We start from the raw sequence: 15841 nt of genomic DNA, 5'->3' as shown, positions 1-15841 counted from the left end.
TTTTTTCTTTATATAACAAAGAATTATAATTAAAAATTAACTGTACCAAAAAAGTTTATGAAATAAATGTATGATTCTTTATACAAATATTAATAATACATGTATGGAAAAAGTAACGGCTCTGTGCTATGCTGAACTCATGGAATCTGGTATTACAGCACGAAAAAAAGGAAAGGATGCTTTTTTTTCCATTCATTGGTCTAAACTGACTAATGCCAATCGTTGGGCCATTGCCAGTTCCGTTCCTGCAGTTGGTGGAGTTTATGAAATTTACTGGATGGATGATCATCAACATTTACGGTTACTTACTATTGGAAATGCCCGTTATGGTGGGCTCAGATCAGAAATTCGACGCTTAACAGATCCCGAATTAGTTGAAAATCCTGAAGTGATACAAATTCTTCAGGATAAAAAGATTTATTTTCGGTATGCTGTAACAAACTCGGTAGATGATATGGCAGATGTGGTCTGGTTTTTTAGAAAAACCTATTTTCCAGAGAACCCGGGAGTTGCACATTCTGGGAGATTTGCGAGAATATATATAAATGAGTGGGCCCCAGACAAGGTCCGCTGGGTAGATTAAAGGGGTAACTATGAAACGAACAATAGGCTTTATCCTGCTCGTTGCAGGGATTGTGATTGGTATCTACGGTTATTATGAATACCAAACGGCACATCAATCTTTAGGAAATGTTATCACTAAAGTGTTTACTGGAAAATCTCAAGCGGAACAACAGGGTTTGTATCTCATGATAGGTGGTGGCGCTGCAACTCTTATTGGCCTTGTGCTTACACTAACAGGATATTTACGAAGACGCTAACTCTTTAGTGTATCTAGGGTCCTATAGAACATCAAGATGGAATCGTCAGCCCTCTTACTTTGATACCACAGTATTGCTTTAATTACACAGTCTGTAACACAGTAAAACGCCCCTGTTGTTTCAGCAGGGGGGCATCATTATCACAATAAAGAATTATTTATATCTCAAGTAAAGTCGCACTTGCTTCTAGGTTTCCTGCAACCAGTTTATCTGTTTGTAGCTTTGTTTGAACCTGTTGCTCTGATTGGTCTGAATCTACACATGTACCCCCTGTGGTAATTTCTCCTCCATTCTGTTCACAAGTTGTTTTAAAATGAGAAATACGGGCCTCCAGATCTTTACCAATTGCTGCTAGTTGATGGGCTAATGAAATCGTTAGGTCAGTTACCTGGGCCATATCGCCATTTTTCTGGCTCATAGATACCATAGCCCCACGAAGGCTTTCTGCGACCTGATCAAGCTGTTCCATGGTAGCTTCTATAGACCGTGTGTTTTGGGCCATATTTCGAGATTCTTGATTAATAGAGGCAGAAAGTTCTCTCAAACTAGTCATAGCGGTCAGAATCTGTCGGCCCCCCTCATTGGTCTCTGCAAGACTATTGCTGATTTCCGCAACAGATCGGGAAACATCCTTAATTTTTTCTTCAATTTCAGCAAAGGCCTTATTTGTTTCTCCACTACCTGCTTTTGCACTTTCTATGGAGTTTACAATATCTCTCACTGAATCAGCTATTTCTTTCGAACCTTCCTGAGAGGCTTCAGCGAGTTTACGGATTTCATCGGCTACAACTGCAAACCCTTTACCAGCATCACCTGCATGGGCCGCTTCTATAGCTGCATTCATAGCGAGAAGATTGGTCTGGCTTGCAATATTGTTGATTATTTCAATCATTTCCTCAATTTTATCGACCTGTTCGGTAATAGCCTCGACACGTTCGAAGGCAGAAGAAAACACTTCCTTACCATCGTCGGAAATCTTAACCAAAGCATCGGCCAGTTCTTTATCGCGTTCAGCAAGCCGGGCCATATTGCCAATAGTGGCCAGCATCTGTGTGATGGAAGCGGTAGATTCTTCGACCATAGCGATCTGATCAGAAAGCCGTGCATCAAGCTGCCCTACACCACCGGTCATATCGGTTACTATTTTTCGGGTATCCGCAATACGTTGATCTAGAAGCCGTGCCTGTTCTTCTACATTGTGTACAGCCGATTGCATTTCTTGAAGTGTTCGATGGGTGCGTTCTGAAGATTCGAGCAATTGGTTCTTAACCTGATTATTCAGATCTGCCGCATCTTTTATTCCGAGAAGGGCCATATCAAGAGATGTAATAAAATCATTCATCTGTTTGGAAAGTTTACCAACCTCATCCTTGGATTTAACTGTAAAAGAAACAGAGAGATCCCCTTCTGCCAAAGCCCGAACACCCTGAGCTATTGCAATAACCGATTTGGCAATCGTGTTGGCAAATACAAGAGCCACCAGGGCAATAAGGATAATAATAAAACCTACTATAAAAAGAGCTACAGTTATAGATTGCCGTTGTATGTTTTTAATTTGCCCATCGATGAGACTACCTTGTTCAGAAATAACATTGATGGACGATTCTAGACTGTCATTTAAAATATTTACATAGGAATCGAACCGAGATAAGGTAAACCGTGCATTTTGAACTAAATTGGAATTTTTATTAATTATCAGATCATCCCGATAAAACTGTTGCAAATTAATATTATCAGGAAACACAAACAGTTCTTCTGCATGTTTATAAAGCTCTTCATAAACATCCAAGACATTACTAAGGTTCTCTTCATTCAAATTCTGTAACCGTTCAACAATCATAAGCGCATCAGCAAGAGCTTTGTCGGCCTTTCGTAAAAAGGTAATTTGCTGAATATACTTAAATGCTTCTCCGAATTTAACCCGGGCAGCATAAAATTTAGGACGTTCTGTAACAAATTTAGATGAATCTAGTCGATTTACTTCGGTTTGTAACGATTGGGTTGTTATCACTAGGTTATCAAGATACTCACGTTCTCTAGCAATCTGAACAAGTGGTGCCTGTAGAATAAAATAAACCGATGAAGCTCCGGTGATGAGAACAATCATCCCGATTACTAATAGTATAAGTTTAGCTCGAATATTCATATCGGTATTATACCATTACTCTCCAAAAAGTAAAATTCCTTTATAAGCAGAATGGCCTTATTCCGAATTTATTCTTCAATTTTAATCTTCGGTCTTTGCCATGCCACGACTGTCTAAGAATAGAAAATTATGTTATCATTAAAAAGTTGAATTGACAAAGTAGGTGTTGTTTCATATATTTTTTCATATATAGGAGTATTATAAGATATGAATCGTGAAGTAGATCTCATCATCATTGGAGCCGGCGCAGCGGGCCTTACCGCGGCTCAATATGGAGCCCGGGCAAATTTAAGAACTGTTATGATCGAAGAAATGGCCCCGGGTGGTCAGGCCCTACTGATTGATCACCTGGAAAACTATCCCGGCTATGTGGAACCCAAAAGCGGCTTTGAATTTGCCCAGGACATGCACCGACAGGCAGAAAAATTCGGTGCTGAATTTGTTAATGATACGGTAACCAAGCTCGAAAAACAGGGTAACCTCTTTACTGCCTACCTGGGCTCCGGAGATACGATGACCGCACCGGCGGTTATTCTTGCAACGGGAGCCAAACACCGGCACCTGGAAGTCCCCGGTGAAATGGAATTTCAGGGCCGCGGCGTTTCCTACTGCGGCACCTGCGACGGACCATTCTTTAAGGGGAAAAAGATGTATGTGGTCGGCGGCGGCGACGCGGCCTGCGACGAAGCACAGTATCTTTCCAACCTTTCAAACCAAATCGTTATGATACACCGGCGGGACCGTTTCCGGGCCCAGAAGGCTCTAGCCGATCGGGTACTGCATAATAAAAACATTCAGGTTCACTTTAATACCCGGATTGTGGAAATTAAAGGGGACACCAAGGTCCGGTCCGTGGTTCTGGAACAAACCGATACGGGAGAGCGTTATGAGGATAACACAGAAGCGGTCTTTATTTTTGTTGGCTCTATTCCCCAGACTGACCTGGTCCCTGAGGCTGAAAAGGACGAAGCCGGCTATATTGTAACCAACCAGCGGATGGAAACATCGATTAAGGGGCTTTTTGCCGCCGGAGACGTCCGCTCTAGCCCCTTCCGTCAGGTAGTCGTCGCCGCCGGAGAAGGGGCTATTGCAGCCCACTGTGCATCCCAGTATATTGATGAACTCAGAGGTGAAGCATATCGGTGATATTGAGAGCATATAAAAAAGTTTTCATTGCAATCCTGCTAGTACTATTCTCACTGCAAAGCTATCGGGGCTTCGGGGCTGAACATTTTTACAGCCCCGGAAAACCCGAAGAACTGGCAGAAAAACTCCTCGCCGCCATGTCCGATGAGGAAGCCCTGGCTCAGACCTTCATGCTGGGCTGGGTAGGCGCTGATCCTTCACCGGCTATCATAGACTGGATTCAGAAACGGCATATAGGCGGCATAAAAATCTTTGGATGGAATACCGAAGACACCTACCGGCTGGCCAACACCGTTGGAGTTTTACAAAAAGCGGCACAACAAAGTGATAAAAAGATCCCTCTCCTCGTTGCCACCGATCAGGAGGGTGGCTGGATCCGCCATGTAAAGGGCATTACCAGCGAAACCCCGGGAAATATGGCCATCGGTGCCTCTGGGGTTCCCCGGGATGCCTATCTTTCCGGGTATTATATTGGCCGGGAACTGGCGGCGCTGGGCATCAATATGAATTTTGCCCCTTCGGTGGATCTGTTTACGAACCAGCAGTCGGTTCTGATTGGTCCTCGGGCTTTTAGCGATAACCCTGTAACCGCAGGAATTTTAGGCATCGCCTTTGCAAAGGGTCTGGAAAAGGCCGGGGTAATTCCTACAGCCAAACATTATCCCGGACACGGAGACACGGAATTGGATTCCCATGGGATTCTTCCCCACATCCAGGCCAATTTTGAGACCCTGTGGAACCGGGAATTGCTTCCTTACCGTATGCTCAGCAAGGAAGGGATCCCTGCCATTATGACGGGCCACCTCGCATTTCCCAACACCAGGGGAGGGAGCGAACCAGCGTCGCTGAGTCGCTGGTTTATCACCACCATTCTGAGAGAAACCATAGGGTTTAAGGGGCTTGTTATCACCGATGATTTATTGATGAATGGTGTCACCATACCGGCAGGAAGCCTCTCACGGGCTGCTAAACTGGCCCTAGAAGCAGGAAACGATATCCTGATGATGTCTAAAACCCCGAACCTTTCCGACCCGGTTTGGAACAATCTGCTTGATGCCATGAAACGGGAACCTAAGTTCCGGGAACGGGTCAGAGATGCAGCCCGCAGGACCCTGATCCTAAAGCTCACCCATCTCAAAGGGGACACTGCCCCACCCCTGTTTCCACAGGCTGATGAAATTAAAAAACGTATCCCTGATCCTCAGGGCAAGGCTTTTTTTCTTGACCTGGCAGCAAGAAGCATAACCCTGGTATCGGGTACCGATCCAAGCCCCCTCGAACCAAGCAAGGCAGGCAAGGTGCTATTGGCGGCCTCCTTTGAGGATTTCCTGTCCGTGGGTCTCCTGGCCTATCCCAATGCACAGCGATTTAAATTTTCCTATTCAGAAGAAAGCTCTCCCCAGGATAAGCTCAATTTCCAGTCCCAGGCAAAACAGGCAGATACGATCATTTTTTGTCTTGCCAACGGATATGGGGTCGACCTTTTACAGAGCATCCGCTATTCAGGGAAACGAGTTATTGTGATTTCAGCCCTGTCTCCGGTGTATCTTCAGCGGGTAACCTGGAATACCAGCGGTATTGCGGTGTATAGCTATTCCCGGGAGTCCTTTATCGCAGTCTTTTCTGCCCTCCTGGGCCGCATTCCCATGCAGGGCAAATTGCCCTTTGCTATGAAAAACCTGGGGAGATAACCCCCATGACACCTCATAGCCTTCACTGGCGAACAGCTCATTCACAAGATTATGATAGTTTTTCACAATTTTTACAAAATCATGAACCATACCTCGTAGCCGCCGCAAGTCGTTTTAGAGCTTTTAGAGAACGCAGTACCAAAACCTCACTTCCGGGAAGAAATCATATACTGATTGGCATGGATAACTTAAACCATATCCAGAGCTTTATCTTTCGCTCAGGCCAGATTCTCCATCCCTTTTTCCTGGATTATGATGCGGAAAGGGCTCAGAGGGTTCTCAGACGATTCATCAACCTGCCCTTTTCGAAACGAATTTATTCACTTCAGGGCCTTGAGCAAGATGTCAAAATTGCAGAACAGGCGCTTGAACAGGAGGGATACCGAATTCAGGATCAGTTTGATTATTACCTCATGCAGTTGGACACTCCGGTCCTTAAGCCGCCGCAGCCTGAGGGACTCACCCTTATCGAACTGGCTGCTATCGGGCGTACCTCTATCAAACAGGCTTCTATCAGGCAGGTATCTATCGAAGGGGCTTTAGCCGGTCACGCTGTGGCAGACCTCCTCTATCCCCTCCAGGCGGCCTATGAACAGGAAGAGGTTATCCCTGCCCATAGCACATTTAACCAAGCGTCCTGTCGCCGGGGCTTAGCAAAAATACTTTCAGAAGAAACGATTGTGTATGCAGCATATGAGGGGCTGCCAGTGGCCAAGGCAAATACCAACGCCACCGCCTATCGGTATAAACAAATCGGCGGAGTCTATGTACAGCCCGAATTCCGCGGCCGTGGTATTGCATCCTCTGTGGTGGGCACCTTACTGGCGCGGATTCAACAGCAAGGTTATGGGGTGAGTCTCTTTGTAAAAAAACGGAATCTGCCCGCCATCCGGCTCTATGAACGGCTTGGCTTTGTTACCATCGGTTCCTATAGGATCGTCTATTATTGATGTATTGATAACCATATTCCTAGCCCAGTTCCTGTGCCCGGCGGAATGCAGCATCCACCGCAGCCATAACAGTCCCGCGGAACCCCCGATCTTCCAGGGCCGCAATACCCGCAATGGTAGTCCCCGCCGGGGAGGTGACCCCATCCTTAAGCACACCCGGATGCTGGCCCGTTTCTTCCACCATGGCTGCCGCGCCCAGCACGGTCCGGCTTGCATAGCGCAGGGCCTTGTCCCGGCTCAAGCCCGCTCGAACCCCTGCGTCGGCAAGGGCTTCGATAAAGAGATACACAAAGGCAGGGCCCGAACCTGAGAGGGCCGTCACCGCATCCATATATTTTTCATCGATCCGGTCGATAAGCCCTGCCTGGCTGAGGATGTGCTCCAATGCCTGTACCGCTTCAGGGCTTACCTCTGGGGACGGAGCCAGGGCAATCATTCCCTTGGCAACCAGGGCTGGGGTATTCGGCATAAGGCGGATGATGGGCTGAGTTTCCGGGCATCCTGCGGCTGCAAGATTGCGCTTCATTGTATCGATGGAAAGACCCGCCACAATGGATACGAGGATCGCCGGCGAACGGCTTTGCAGCCGCCGGGCCAGCACCGGCCCTATTTCTGCCAACACCGCCTGCGCCACCTGAGGTTTCACCGCGAGGAGCACGTACCGGCCCTCCGCCGCGGCCTCAGTGTTCGCCGCCAGGGCGCCGCCGCCCAGCTCCGCCGCAAAGGCCGCAGCCTTTTTGGTGTCCGCGTCAGTTACCCCAATGGCCGCCCCGCCGATCGCCCGGGCGGCGGCTTTCATGAGAGCACCGCCCATATTTCCGCTTCCGATACAGGTTATGGTGTAGCTCACGGTTTACCTCCCGCTGGAATAAAGGCGGTCCCCCGCTGTTCCCCCCTTTGTAGGGATTCGAGTACCCGGTTTTTGCCGCCATGGGCAAGAATCATCGGTATACCATAGGAAAGCACCTTTTCAGCCGCTTCCAGCTTGGTTGCAATACCGCCGGTTCCGAAGCTGTTGGTACTGCCCACTGAGATGGAAGCCTTCAAGGCCGAAAGATCCTGAACCATCTCGATAAGTTCCGCATCCTGATGTTCCTTGGGATTCTTGGTATAAACCCCATCGATATCGCTAAAGAGTATCAGGAGATCGGCACTCCAAAGTATGGCCGACAAAGCGGCCAGATTGTCGTTATCGCCGATTTTAATTTCATCAACACAAACCGAATCGTTTTCATTAATAATGGGTACTACCCCTTCATCAACCAGGGTAAAGAGGGTATTGCGCATGTGGAGGGTACGAATATCGTTGGAAAAATCATCGGCGGTGAGGAGCAGTTGGCCGATATGAATCTGGTGTGGTTCAAAGGCTTTGCGCCAGGCTTCCATAAGTTCGACCTGGCCGACAGCACAGAGGGCCTGTTTGTAGTGGATGTCCCGTTTTCGTTCCCATTTACCGATGGTGGAAATACCTGCAATTCGGGCTCCGGAAGAAACGAGGACAATTTGCTTGCCCTTCTGCAGAAGGCCTGCAACCTGTTCAGCGAACTCCGAAAGAAAGGCCCGGTTGATGTGTCCCTGTTTGTCTGCCAGTGTATTGGAACCGACTTTTATAACAATCTTCCGGGATTGATCTATTAATTGAGGAATCATAGTGGTGCTCGTGTTTTACTCCCGTATTTGACCTGTACCTCGTACACGATACTTGATTGTTGTCAGGGCTTCAAGTCCCATAGGCCCCCGGGCGTGGAATTTCTGGGTACTGATGCCCAGTTCGGCTCCGAAACCAAACTGGCCGCCGTCGGTGAAGCGAATAGATGCATTGGTGTAGGCACAGGCTGCATCAACCCGCTTTTCAAACTCCTGACTTGCGGCAAGGTCATTGGTTAAAATTGCCTCTGAATGTTTTGTCCCATAGCGGTTAATATGGGTGATGGCTTCGTCGAGGGAATCGACAACCTTAACCGCCAGGATGTAGTCCAGATATTCCGTAGCCCAGTCTGCTTCAGTCGCAGGCTCAATCTTGAGACTGGATGGAATGTTTTGAGCCTTTTCCAGCACGGCACGGCTTCGGTCACAGCAGCGAAGCAGGACCCGTCCAGCAAGTCTTTGAGCCACGAGGGGTATAAAAACCTCCGCCGCATCCCGATGTACCAGCAGGGTTTCCACCGCATTGCAGGCTCCGGGTTTCTGGATTTTTGCATTTTCGACGATATCAACAGCATTTTGGAAATCGGCACTGGGCTCTACATAGATGTGACAGTTGCCCTCTCCTGTCTCTATAACCGGAACCCGGGCATTGTCCACCACCCGGCGGATGAGGTCCCGGCCGCCCCGGGGGATAACCACATCCACCAGGCCCCGGGCGCTAAGAATTTCGTCTACCTCATCCCGGCTTCCCGAATCGGCCAGGGCAACCGTGTCAGGGAAGCGGTTCACCGATGCAAGGGCCCGCCGGATCGAGGCCACCAGAGCCCGGTTCGATTCGAGGGCGGCAGAACTGCCCCGCAGTAAAATGGAACAGCCCGCCTTGTACGCCAGGCAGAAGGCGTCTACCGTTACATTAGGGCGGGATTCGTAGATGATGGCACAGGTTCCGAGGGGCACCGTGACCTTTTCAATAAAGAGACCATTAGGCAAGGTCCAGCCATCGAGAACCCGGCCGATGGGATCTTCCTGACGGAGAACAACTTCGACGCCTGCAATCATCTCATTGATACGTTTGTCATTCAGGGCAAGACGATCTACGAGAGCTTCTTTCATGCCCGAAGCGCGGGCCCGTTCTACATCCTGTTTATTTGCGGCAAGTATAGCTTCCCGGTCCTCATCGATGGCGTTCATCACCGCCTGAAGGCCCTCATCCTTTTCTTTTCTACCGGCAAGGGCTAACTGTTTCTGGGCTTCCCTGAGGATAGTAAACACACCTGTAAGATTTCCCATGATTATTCTGCCTCTCCCAAATAAGCCTTCCGTACCCGGTCATCGGCTAAGAGTTCCCTGCCGCTGCCGGATAGGGTAATCCGGCCGGTCTCAAGGACATAGGCCAGGTCTGCCGCTTCCAGGGCGGCCTTGGCGTTCTGTTCCACCAGAAGCACCGTAACGCCGGTGCTGTTTATTTCCTTGATAATATCAAAAATCATCCCAACGATTATAGGTGCAAGCCCCAGAGAAGGCTCGTCCATCATGAGGACCTTGGGATTACTCATGAGGGCCCGGCCGACGGCGAGCATCTGCTGTTCACCCCCTGAAAGGGTTCCTGCCTTTTGTCTGATTCGTTCCTTAAGGCGCGGGAACAGGGTAAAGACCCGTTCCCGGTCCTTTTCTACCTGTTCATCGTCGGTACGGGCATAGGCTCCGAGGGTTAAATTTTCCTGAACCGTCAGATTCGGGAAAATCCGCCGCCCCTCAGGAACCAGCACCAAACCCTGTTCAACCAGATTTTTGGTCGGCTGACCCAGGATATTCTTTCCTTCGAAAATAACTGAACCGGATGAACTTTTCACCAGTCCTATAATGGTATTCAGGGTGGTACTCTTCCCTGCCCCGTTTGCACCAATCAGGGTTACTATTTTTCCGGCAGGCACTTCCAGGCTTATTCCCTGTAAAGCATGTATACCACCATAATGAACCGACAGATTCTCTATTTTCAGCATGCGTCTGCCCCCAGATAGGCTTCGATAACCTTTGGATTCTTTCTTATATGCTCAGGGCTTCCATGGGCAATGGTTACACCATAATCGAGTACATACATTCGCTCACAGACGCCCATAACCACCTGCATGTGATGTTCAATAAGCAGGATAGTCAGCTTAAAATCTTCCCGGATCTTAAAAATAAAGTCCATTAAATCCCGGGATTCCTGGGGGTTCATTCCTGCCGCAGGTTCATCGAGGAGGAGCAGGGTCGGGCCTGTAGCCAGAGCACGGGCAATTTCGAGGCGCCGCTGTTTCCCGTAGGGCAAAGAGGTAGAACGTTCGTAGGCCTGATCTGCGAGGCTTAGCCGTTCAAGGAGCGACAGAGCCAGTTCGCGGGATTCCTGTTCCTTTTTTGTATAGGAAGGGAGTTTCATAACCGATTCAATCAGGTTAGTTCCCATCCTGAAGTGGTGTGCTACCAGTACATTTTCCAGGACCGTCATTTCCTTAAAGAGCCGTATATTCTGAAAGGTCCGGGCGATACCCATAGCGGTAATCCTGTGCGGTTTCATTCCATCAATATGATGCCCCTTAAACAGGATCTGACCAGAACTGGGTTTATATACACCGGTAATCATATTAAAGGCTGTGGTTTTCCCGGCGCCATTCGGACCGATAAGCCCAATAATCTGTCCCTGGTCTATTTCGATATTCAGGTCCGAAACCGCAGTCAGGCCTCCGAATTTCATGGTGAGTTGCTTTGTTTCAAGTAGATATGCCATAGCTAGCTCCTCTTCCGGTTCTGGCCTAAGCGTACGAAGTTCTGAACCCAGCCTTCCAGCATATCCCAGGATAATTCCTTGCGACCCATTAGCCCCTGCTGGCGGAACAGGATAACCACCATGAGGAGGATGGAGAACACCACCATCCGGATGCCAGGTATACCCGGGGTCGTAAAGAAAATAAAATTCAGGGGCCCATCCAGGAACCGGAGGGCTTCCATCAATATGGTAACGACGATAGCGGCTATGATGGATCCCGATATGGACCCAATACCCCCCAAAACCACGATCAGCAGGATGTCGAAGGTTTTAAGGAACATGAACTGTTTCGGATCTATGGTGGTAAGGTGGTGGGCCAGAAGGGCTCCGCCGATTCCGGCAAAAAAGGATGAAATAATAAAAGACATGAGTTTCATTCTAAAGACGTTAATCCCCATGGCTTCTGCCGCAATTTCATTATCACGAATTGCTTTAAAGGCACGGCCATAACTGGAATGGATAAGACTGACAATCAGCACCACCGTGACAATTGCAGTCCCCCAGGCCCACCACATGGTGGTAAATCGGGGTAAGCCCTTAATTCCCAGCGATCCATTTGTAATCGTCTGAAGGTTTGTAAAAACAACCCGGATAATTTCAGAAAATCCCAGGGTAGCGATGGCTAGATAATCATCCCGAAGCCGTAAAGCCGGGGCACCGATGATAAAACCAAAAAAGGCAGCTACGAAGCCTGAAATGAGGAGAGCCGGCAGAAAGGGAATGGTGATATGGGCCAAAAAGGGCTCGATGGGCTTTAGAAAAAAGTTCATCTCTTTTTGGGCAGCAGTCATGGTAAGAAGGGCACAGGTGTAGGCCCCAATAGACATGAAGCCCGCATGGCCCAGGGAGAAGAGTCCCGTAAAACCGTTGAGCAGGTTTAACGAAAGGGCCAGAATTATATTGATGGCACAGAGCTTAAAGATCTGCATCGAGAAGGGGTCCAGCAAGGCATCGGCCAGAACAAGAATAACAATAAAAAGGGCTGAAGCTCCAAGCGAGAGCAGGGTTTTCTGTTTCATACCTTTTCCCCCTGGTTCTTTCCGAGAAGCCCAGTAGGCCGCACCAGCAGAACCACAATAAGCAGGATAAAGGCAAAGGCATCCCGGTAACCGGTAAGATCCGGCAAGAACGCGACGGTCATAATTTCTATAATTCCCAGAAGAAAGCCGCCAAGAACCGCCCCACCAATGGAGCCGATACCGCCGATAACTGCGGCGATGAAACATTTAAGCCCCGGCATAACACCCATCAGCGGAAGAAGTTGAGGATATTTTAAGGACCACATAATTCCACCCACAGCTGCAAGGAGGGATCCAATACCGAAGGTAAAGGATACCGTTTTATCAACATCAATAGCCATGAGCCGGGCCGCATCCTGATCGGTCGAAACAGCCCGCATGGCCATACCGGTTTTCGTTTTATGAACAATAAAAAGCAATATTCCTAAAAGGGCAAAGGTAATGAGGGGAATGAAGAAACTCACACTGACAATAGAAACTCCGCCAAGGGTGACGACGGTGGAAAAAAGTTCAGGCACCTTAAAGGCCTTGGGACGGGCATCGAAGAGTACAATCGCCAGATTTTCTATAAGAAAGGAAGCCCCGATGGCACTAATCATAATGGAAATCCGGGGAGAATCCCGGAGGGGGCGATAGGCGACCCGTTCGAGGCCAATGCCAAAAAGACAGGTAAGGCCAATGGCTACGATGAAAGCTACCCACCAGGGCATGAGGGACGATGAGACTAGATAAAACGCAATATAGGCCCCCAACATGAATACATCCCCATGGGCAAAATTGATGAGCCTCAGGATCCCATACACCATGGAGTAGCCGATAGCGATGAGGGCATAGAGACTGCCCAGGGAGAGGGCATTTGCTACATACTGCAAAAAGGTTGATAGATCCATATTTCCTTCATATAAAAGGGGGTGCTTCGCCTCTTTTATGCAAACGAAACACCCCGGATTCACCGGCATTTAAAACCGGCCACACTTTACAACAGGGATCTCAGAGACCTGACGGCATCAGTCCGAGGGGCTTCTGAAAATCCCTTGTGGTTTTATGGCTTTACCGTGGTCAGATACTGGAATTTTCCGTCCTTTACAACTTTTATAACCGCGTCCTTTTCGGCATTCCGATCCGCATTGATACTGATGGAACCAGCGGCCCCTTCGAAGTTCGTGGTTTTGGCAATTTCATCCCGGATCTTTACCGGATCTACCGAATTGGCCCGCTTAATTGCATCAAGGATGACCAGGTAGGCATCGAAACCAAGGGCAGCAACGGCGGCGGGTTCTTTATTGAACTTAGCCCGGAATTCCTTTAGGAAGACCGCACTGGTGCCATTGATCGGCACATCATTGGCGAAGAAGGTGGAAAACACCGCCCCTTCAACTTCCTTGCCGCCTACTTCCAGGAAGGCAGCCTCATCCCAGGTATCACCGCCCAGGAACGGAGTGGTGATACCCTGCTGGCGGGCCTGTTTTATGAGCAGGGCACTTTCAGTAAAGTTACCGGGAGCAAAAATGACATTGGGCTTAGCTTTTTTGATATTAGTAAGCTGGGCATTAAAGTCCTGGTCATTGGTGTTATAGTCTGCTTGGGCAACGATAGCATTCGGATCCCCGGTCAGTTTGATGAAACTATCCATAAAGAATTTAGCCAGTCCGACCGAATAATCATTGGACACTTCACGGATAATGGCAGCCTTTTTTGCGCCTAGATTCTTAAAGGCATAGTTGGCCATGACATCACCCTGGAAGGGGTCGATAAAACAAACTCGGAAGTAATATTCATTGCCTTTGGTCACGTTGGGATTGGTACAGGAAGCACCAACTGCGGGGATTTTGGCTTCCGCAAAAATGGGGCCCCCAGCCATGGAAAGAGAAGAACCCCAGCTTCCGATCACTGCATTCACCTTAGCTTTCTGGGCCAGCATGGTGGCTGCATTGGCCGCTTCCACCTTGTCAGATTTGTTGTCTGCTACCACAAGTTCAATTTTATATTCCTTGCCACCAACAGTAACAGTTGGATAGAGCAGGTTTGCCAGCTTGACACCCTCTGCTTCATCGGCACCACCGGCACCATTGGCTCCCGTTAAGGGTTCAAATACACCAATTTTGATGACATCCGACTGGGCTTTTCCGCCGCAGCTCACCAAGACTGTAACGAGGCTTAGTGCTAAGGCTGTAACTAAAATTAAACCAAAACGCTTTTTCATAAGACTTCCTCCTGTCTCTCGATGCATAATAATTGTATAAATATAGATTGTCAATGAATAATTTAAATATTTATGCATTTTTATACTATAAAATAACTTAATAGACAAACCAGAAATATTTGTTTATTATTAAATCTTTATAGGAGTTTTTATATATGGAACAAACCCTTTCATACGTTTTGGTTACCCCCTACACTATTGCAAAAAGCCGGACCGGTGGTGTGATTGCCCGCCTACTATCTCGCCTGGATCTCGAATTGGTAGGCGCCCAGATGATTGCCCCTGACGAAGCCTTTGTAAAGGAATATGCCGGTTTAATACGCAATCAAAAAGATCCCGCAAATCCGAAAGCAGCAGACCTGCTTGCAGATTATGTGCTCAACCATCTAGCCCCTTCTGGGGGTCGAAAACATCGCTCGTTACTATTACTTTTCCGGGGTACCGATGCGGTTCGGAAACTCTCTGATATTGTCGGCGCCCTTTATCCGGAAAACATGGGGATTGAATCGATTACCGGTGAAACCATCAGGGACACCTATGCGGATATGATTGTTGATCCTAATGATCCAAGCAAAGTAACTTACCTGGAACCTGCAGTTTTAACACCACGCAGTCAGGAAGCGGCAGATCAGAACCTGGCCCTCTTCGCACGATTCCTTGAAGATCAGCCTAATATCATTGAAAACGTAGTATATCAGGATCCTTCAAAGATTGAACGAACCTTGGTCATTCTAAAACCTGATAACTGGAAATATAATTCTTCCCGCCCAGGGACCATCATCGATATGTTCTCCCGTACCGGTTTGCGTATCATCGCAATAAAAGTACATCGGTTTTCTATTGCCGAAGCCCTCGAATTTTATGGACCGGTAAAGGATGCCCTAAAAAATAAACTCAGCCCTGTGTTTGGTAAAAAGGCTAAAGAACTATTGGAAGCAGAATTTAAAATTAGCCTGAGCGAAACCACAGAGAAAGCTCTTACTGAAAACTTTGGGGTTGAATATGCTCTTGATCAATTTGAACAAATTGTTGAGTTTATGTCGGGGCAAAAACCTAGTAAGTGCCCAGTAGAAGAAATGAATCAGCCCGGTTCGGTTAAATGTATGATACTTATTTATGAAGGCGAAAATGCGGTTAATAAGATCCGGGATGTACTTGGACCAACTGATCCGCTTAAGGCTCCCATGGGAACAGTCCGTCGCGAATTTGGTAGTAATGTCATGGTTAACACTGCCCATGCATCGGATTCACCAGATAATGCAAAACGAGAAATGGGAATTGTTAAGATCAATCACAACAACTGTGCAGAAGTTATAAAAGCGTATCTGGCAGTAAAATAGGTCCTTGAGACCTCAAAACCACAGGATTTGGGAGCCTCCGTCTGCACAGTACTAGACATAGGCTCCCTAAAA

At 48.2% G+C, this 15841-nt stretch carries 15 protein-coding genes; 6 read left to right on the top strand and 9 right to left on the bottom strand.

Annotated elements, in window-relative coordinates; all coding sequences use genetic code 11:
- Positions 1-103 precede the first annotated feature (103 nt).
- A complete protein-coding gene (locus SPICA_RS04305; protein ID WP_237255933.1) occupies positions 104-583 on the top strand; it encodes a hypothetical protein in 480 nt (159 codons plus the stop codon).
- A 10-nt stretch (positions 584-593) separates the two neighbouring features.
- Positions 594-821 (top strand): DUF3185 family protein, encoded by a 228-nt coding sequence (locus SPICA_RS04300; protein ID WP_013968312.1) that lies wholly within the window; start codon positions 594-596, stop codon positions 819-821.
- Between the two features lie 157 nt (positions 822-978).
- On the opposite strand, the gene SPICA_RS04295 is transcribed toward SPICA_RS04300, so the two are convergent.
- Positions 979-2967, bottom strand: coding sequence for a methyl-accepting chemotaxis protein (locus SPICA_RS04295; protein ID WP_013968311.1), 1989 nt, complete (start codon positions 2965-2967; stop codon positions 979-981).
- A gap of 207 nt (positions 2968-3174) precedes the next feature.
- Between SPICA_RS04295 and trxB the strand changes: the two genes are divergently transcribed.
- The 3 genes from trxB to SPICA_RS14700 are packed head-to-tail and all read left to right on the top strand — an operon-like array spanning position 3175 to position 6754.
- Positions 3175-4113: a thioredoxin-disulfide reductase gene (gene trxB, locus SPICA_RS04290; RefSeq protein WP_013968310.1), complete on the top strand. Its 939-nt coding sequence runs from the start codon at positions 3175-3177 to the stop codon at positions 4111-4113.
- Positions 4110-5804, top strand: a complete 1695-nt coding sequence (locus SPICA_RS04285; protein WP_013968309.1) for a glycoside hydrolase family 3 protein — start codon at positions 4110-4112, stop codon at positions 5802-5804. Before trxB ends, SPICA_RS04285 begins: the two co-directional genes overlap by 4 nt.
- Positions 5805-5809: 5 nt before the next feature.
- Positions 5810-6754, top strand: coding sequence for a GNAT family N-acetyltransferase (locus tag SPICA_RS14700; RefSeq protein WP_013968308.1), 945 nt, complete (start codon positions 5810-5812; stop codon positions 6752-6754).
- A 19-nt stretch (positions 6755-6773) separates the two neighbouring features.
- On the opposite strand, the gene proC is transcribed toward SPICA_RS14700, so the two are convergent.
- From proC to SPICA_RS04240, 8 genes are all read right to left on the bottom strand, one after another.
- Entirely contained in the window at positions 6774-7604 is an 831-nt protein-coding gene (proC, locus tag SPICA_RS04275; RefSeq protein ID WP_013968307.1) for a pyrroline-5-carboxylate reductase, read from the bottom strand.
- Positions 7601-8404: a glutamate 5-kinase gene (gene proB / locus SPICA_RS04270; RefSeq protein ID WP_013968306.1), complete on the bottom strand. Its 804-nt coding sequence runs from the start codon at positions 8402-8404 to the stop codon at positions 7601-7603. The genes proC and proB overlap by 4 nt, the downstream gene beginning before the upstream one ends.
- Positions 8405-8419: 15 nt before the next feature.
- Complete coding sequence (locus SPICA_RS04265; protein WP_013968305.1) at positions 8420-9691, bottom strand: glutamate-5-semialdehyde dehydrogenase; 1272 nt, start codon at positions 9689-9691, stop codon at positions 8420-8422.
- A 2-nt stretch (positions 9692-9693) separates the two neighbouring features.
- Positions 9694-10404: an ABC transporter ATP-binding protein gene (locus SPICA_RS04260; RefSeq protein WP_013968304.1), complete on the bottom strand. Its 711-nt coding sequence runs from the start codon at positions 10402-10404 to the stop codon at positions 9694-9696.
- A complete protein-coding gene (locus SPICA_RS04255) occupies positions 10398-11168 on the bottom strand; it encodes an ABC transporter ATP-binding protein (RefSeq protein ID WP_013968303.1) in 771 nt (256 codons plus the stop codon). Before SPICA_RS04255 ends, SPICA_RS04260 begins: the two co-directional genes overlap by 7 nt.
- Before the next feature lie 2 nt (positions 11169-11170).
- Entirely contained in the window at positions 11171-12226 is a 1056-nt protein-coding gene (locus tag SPICA_RS04250; protein ID WP_013968302.1) for a branched-chain amino acid ABC transporter permease, read from the bottom strand.
- Entirely contained in the window at positions 12223-13116 is an 894-nt protein-coding gene (locus SPICA_RS04245; protein WP_013968301.1) for a branched-chain amino acid ABC transporter permease, read from the bottom strand. The genes SPICA_RS04250 and SPICA_RS04245 overlap by 4 nt, the downstream gene beginning before the upstream one ends.
- 152 nt (positions 13117-13268) lie before the next feature.
- Positions 13269-14429 (bottom strand): ABC transporter substrate-binding protein, encoded by a 1161-nt coding sequence (locus SPICA_RS04240; RefSeq protein ID WP_013968300.1) that lies wholly within the window; start codon positions 14427-14429, stop codon positions 13269-13271.
- A gap of 155 nt (positions 14430-14584) precedes the next feature.
- On the opposite strand from SPICA_RS04240, the gene SPICA_RS04235 reads away from it, so the two are divergent.
- A complete protein-coding gene (locus tag SPICA_RS04235) occupies positions 14585-15769 on the top strand; it encodes a nucleoside-diphosphate kinase (RefSeq protein ID WP_013968299.1) in 1185 nt (394 codons plus the stop codon).
- Positions 15770-15841: the final 72 nt, after the last annotated feature.

Source organism: Gracilinema caldarium DSM 7334 (assembly GCF_000219725.1).
GTDB lineage: Bacteria > Spirochaetota > Spirochaetia > Treponematales > Breznakiellaceae > Gracilinema > Gracilinema caldarium.
Note: the sequence above shows the minus strand (reverse complement) of the source record. Positions and strands in the feature narration are given on the sequence as shown.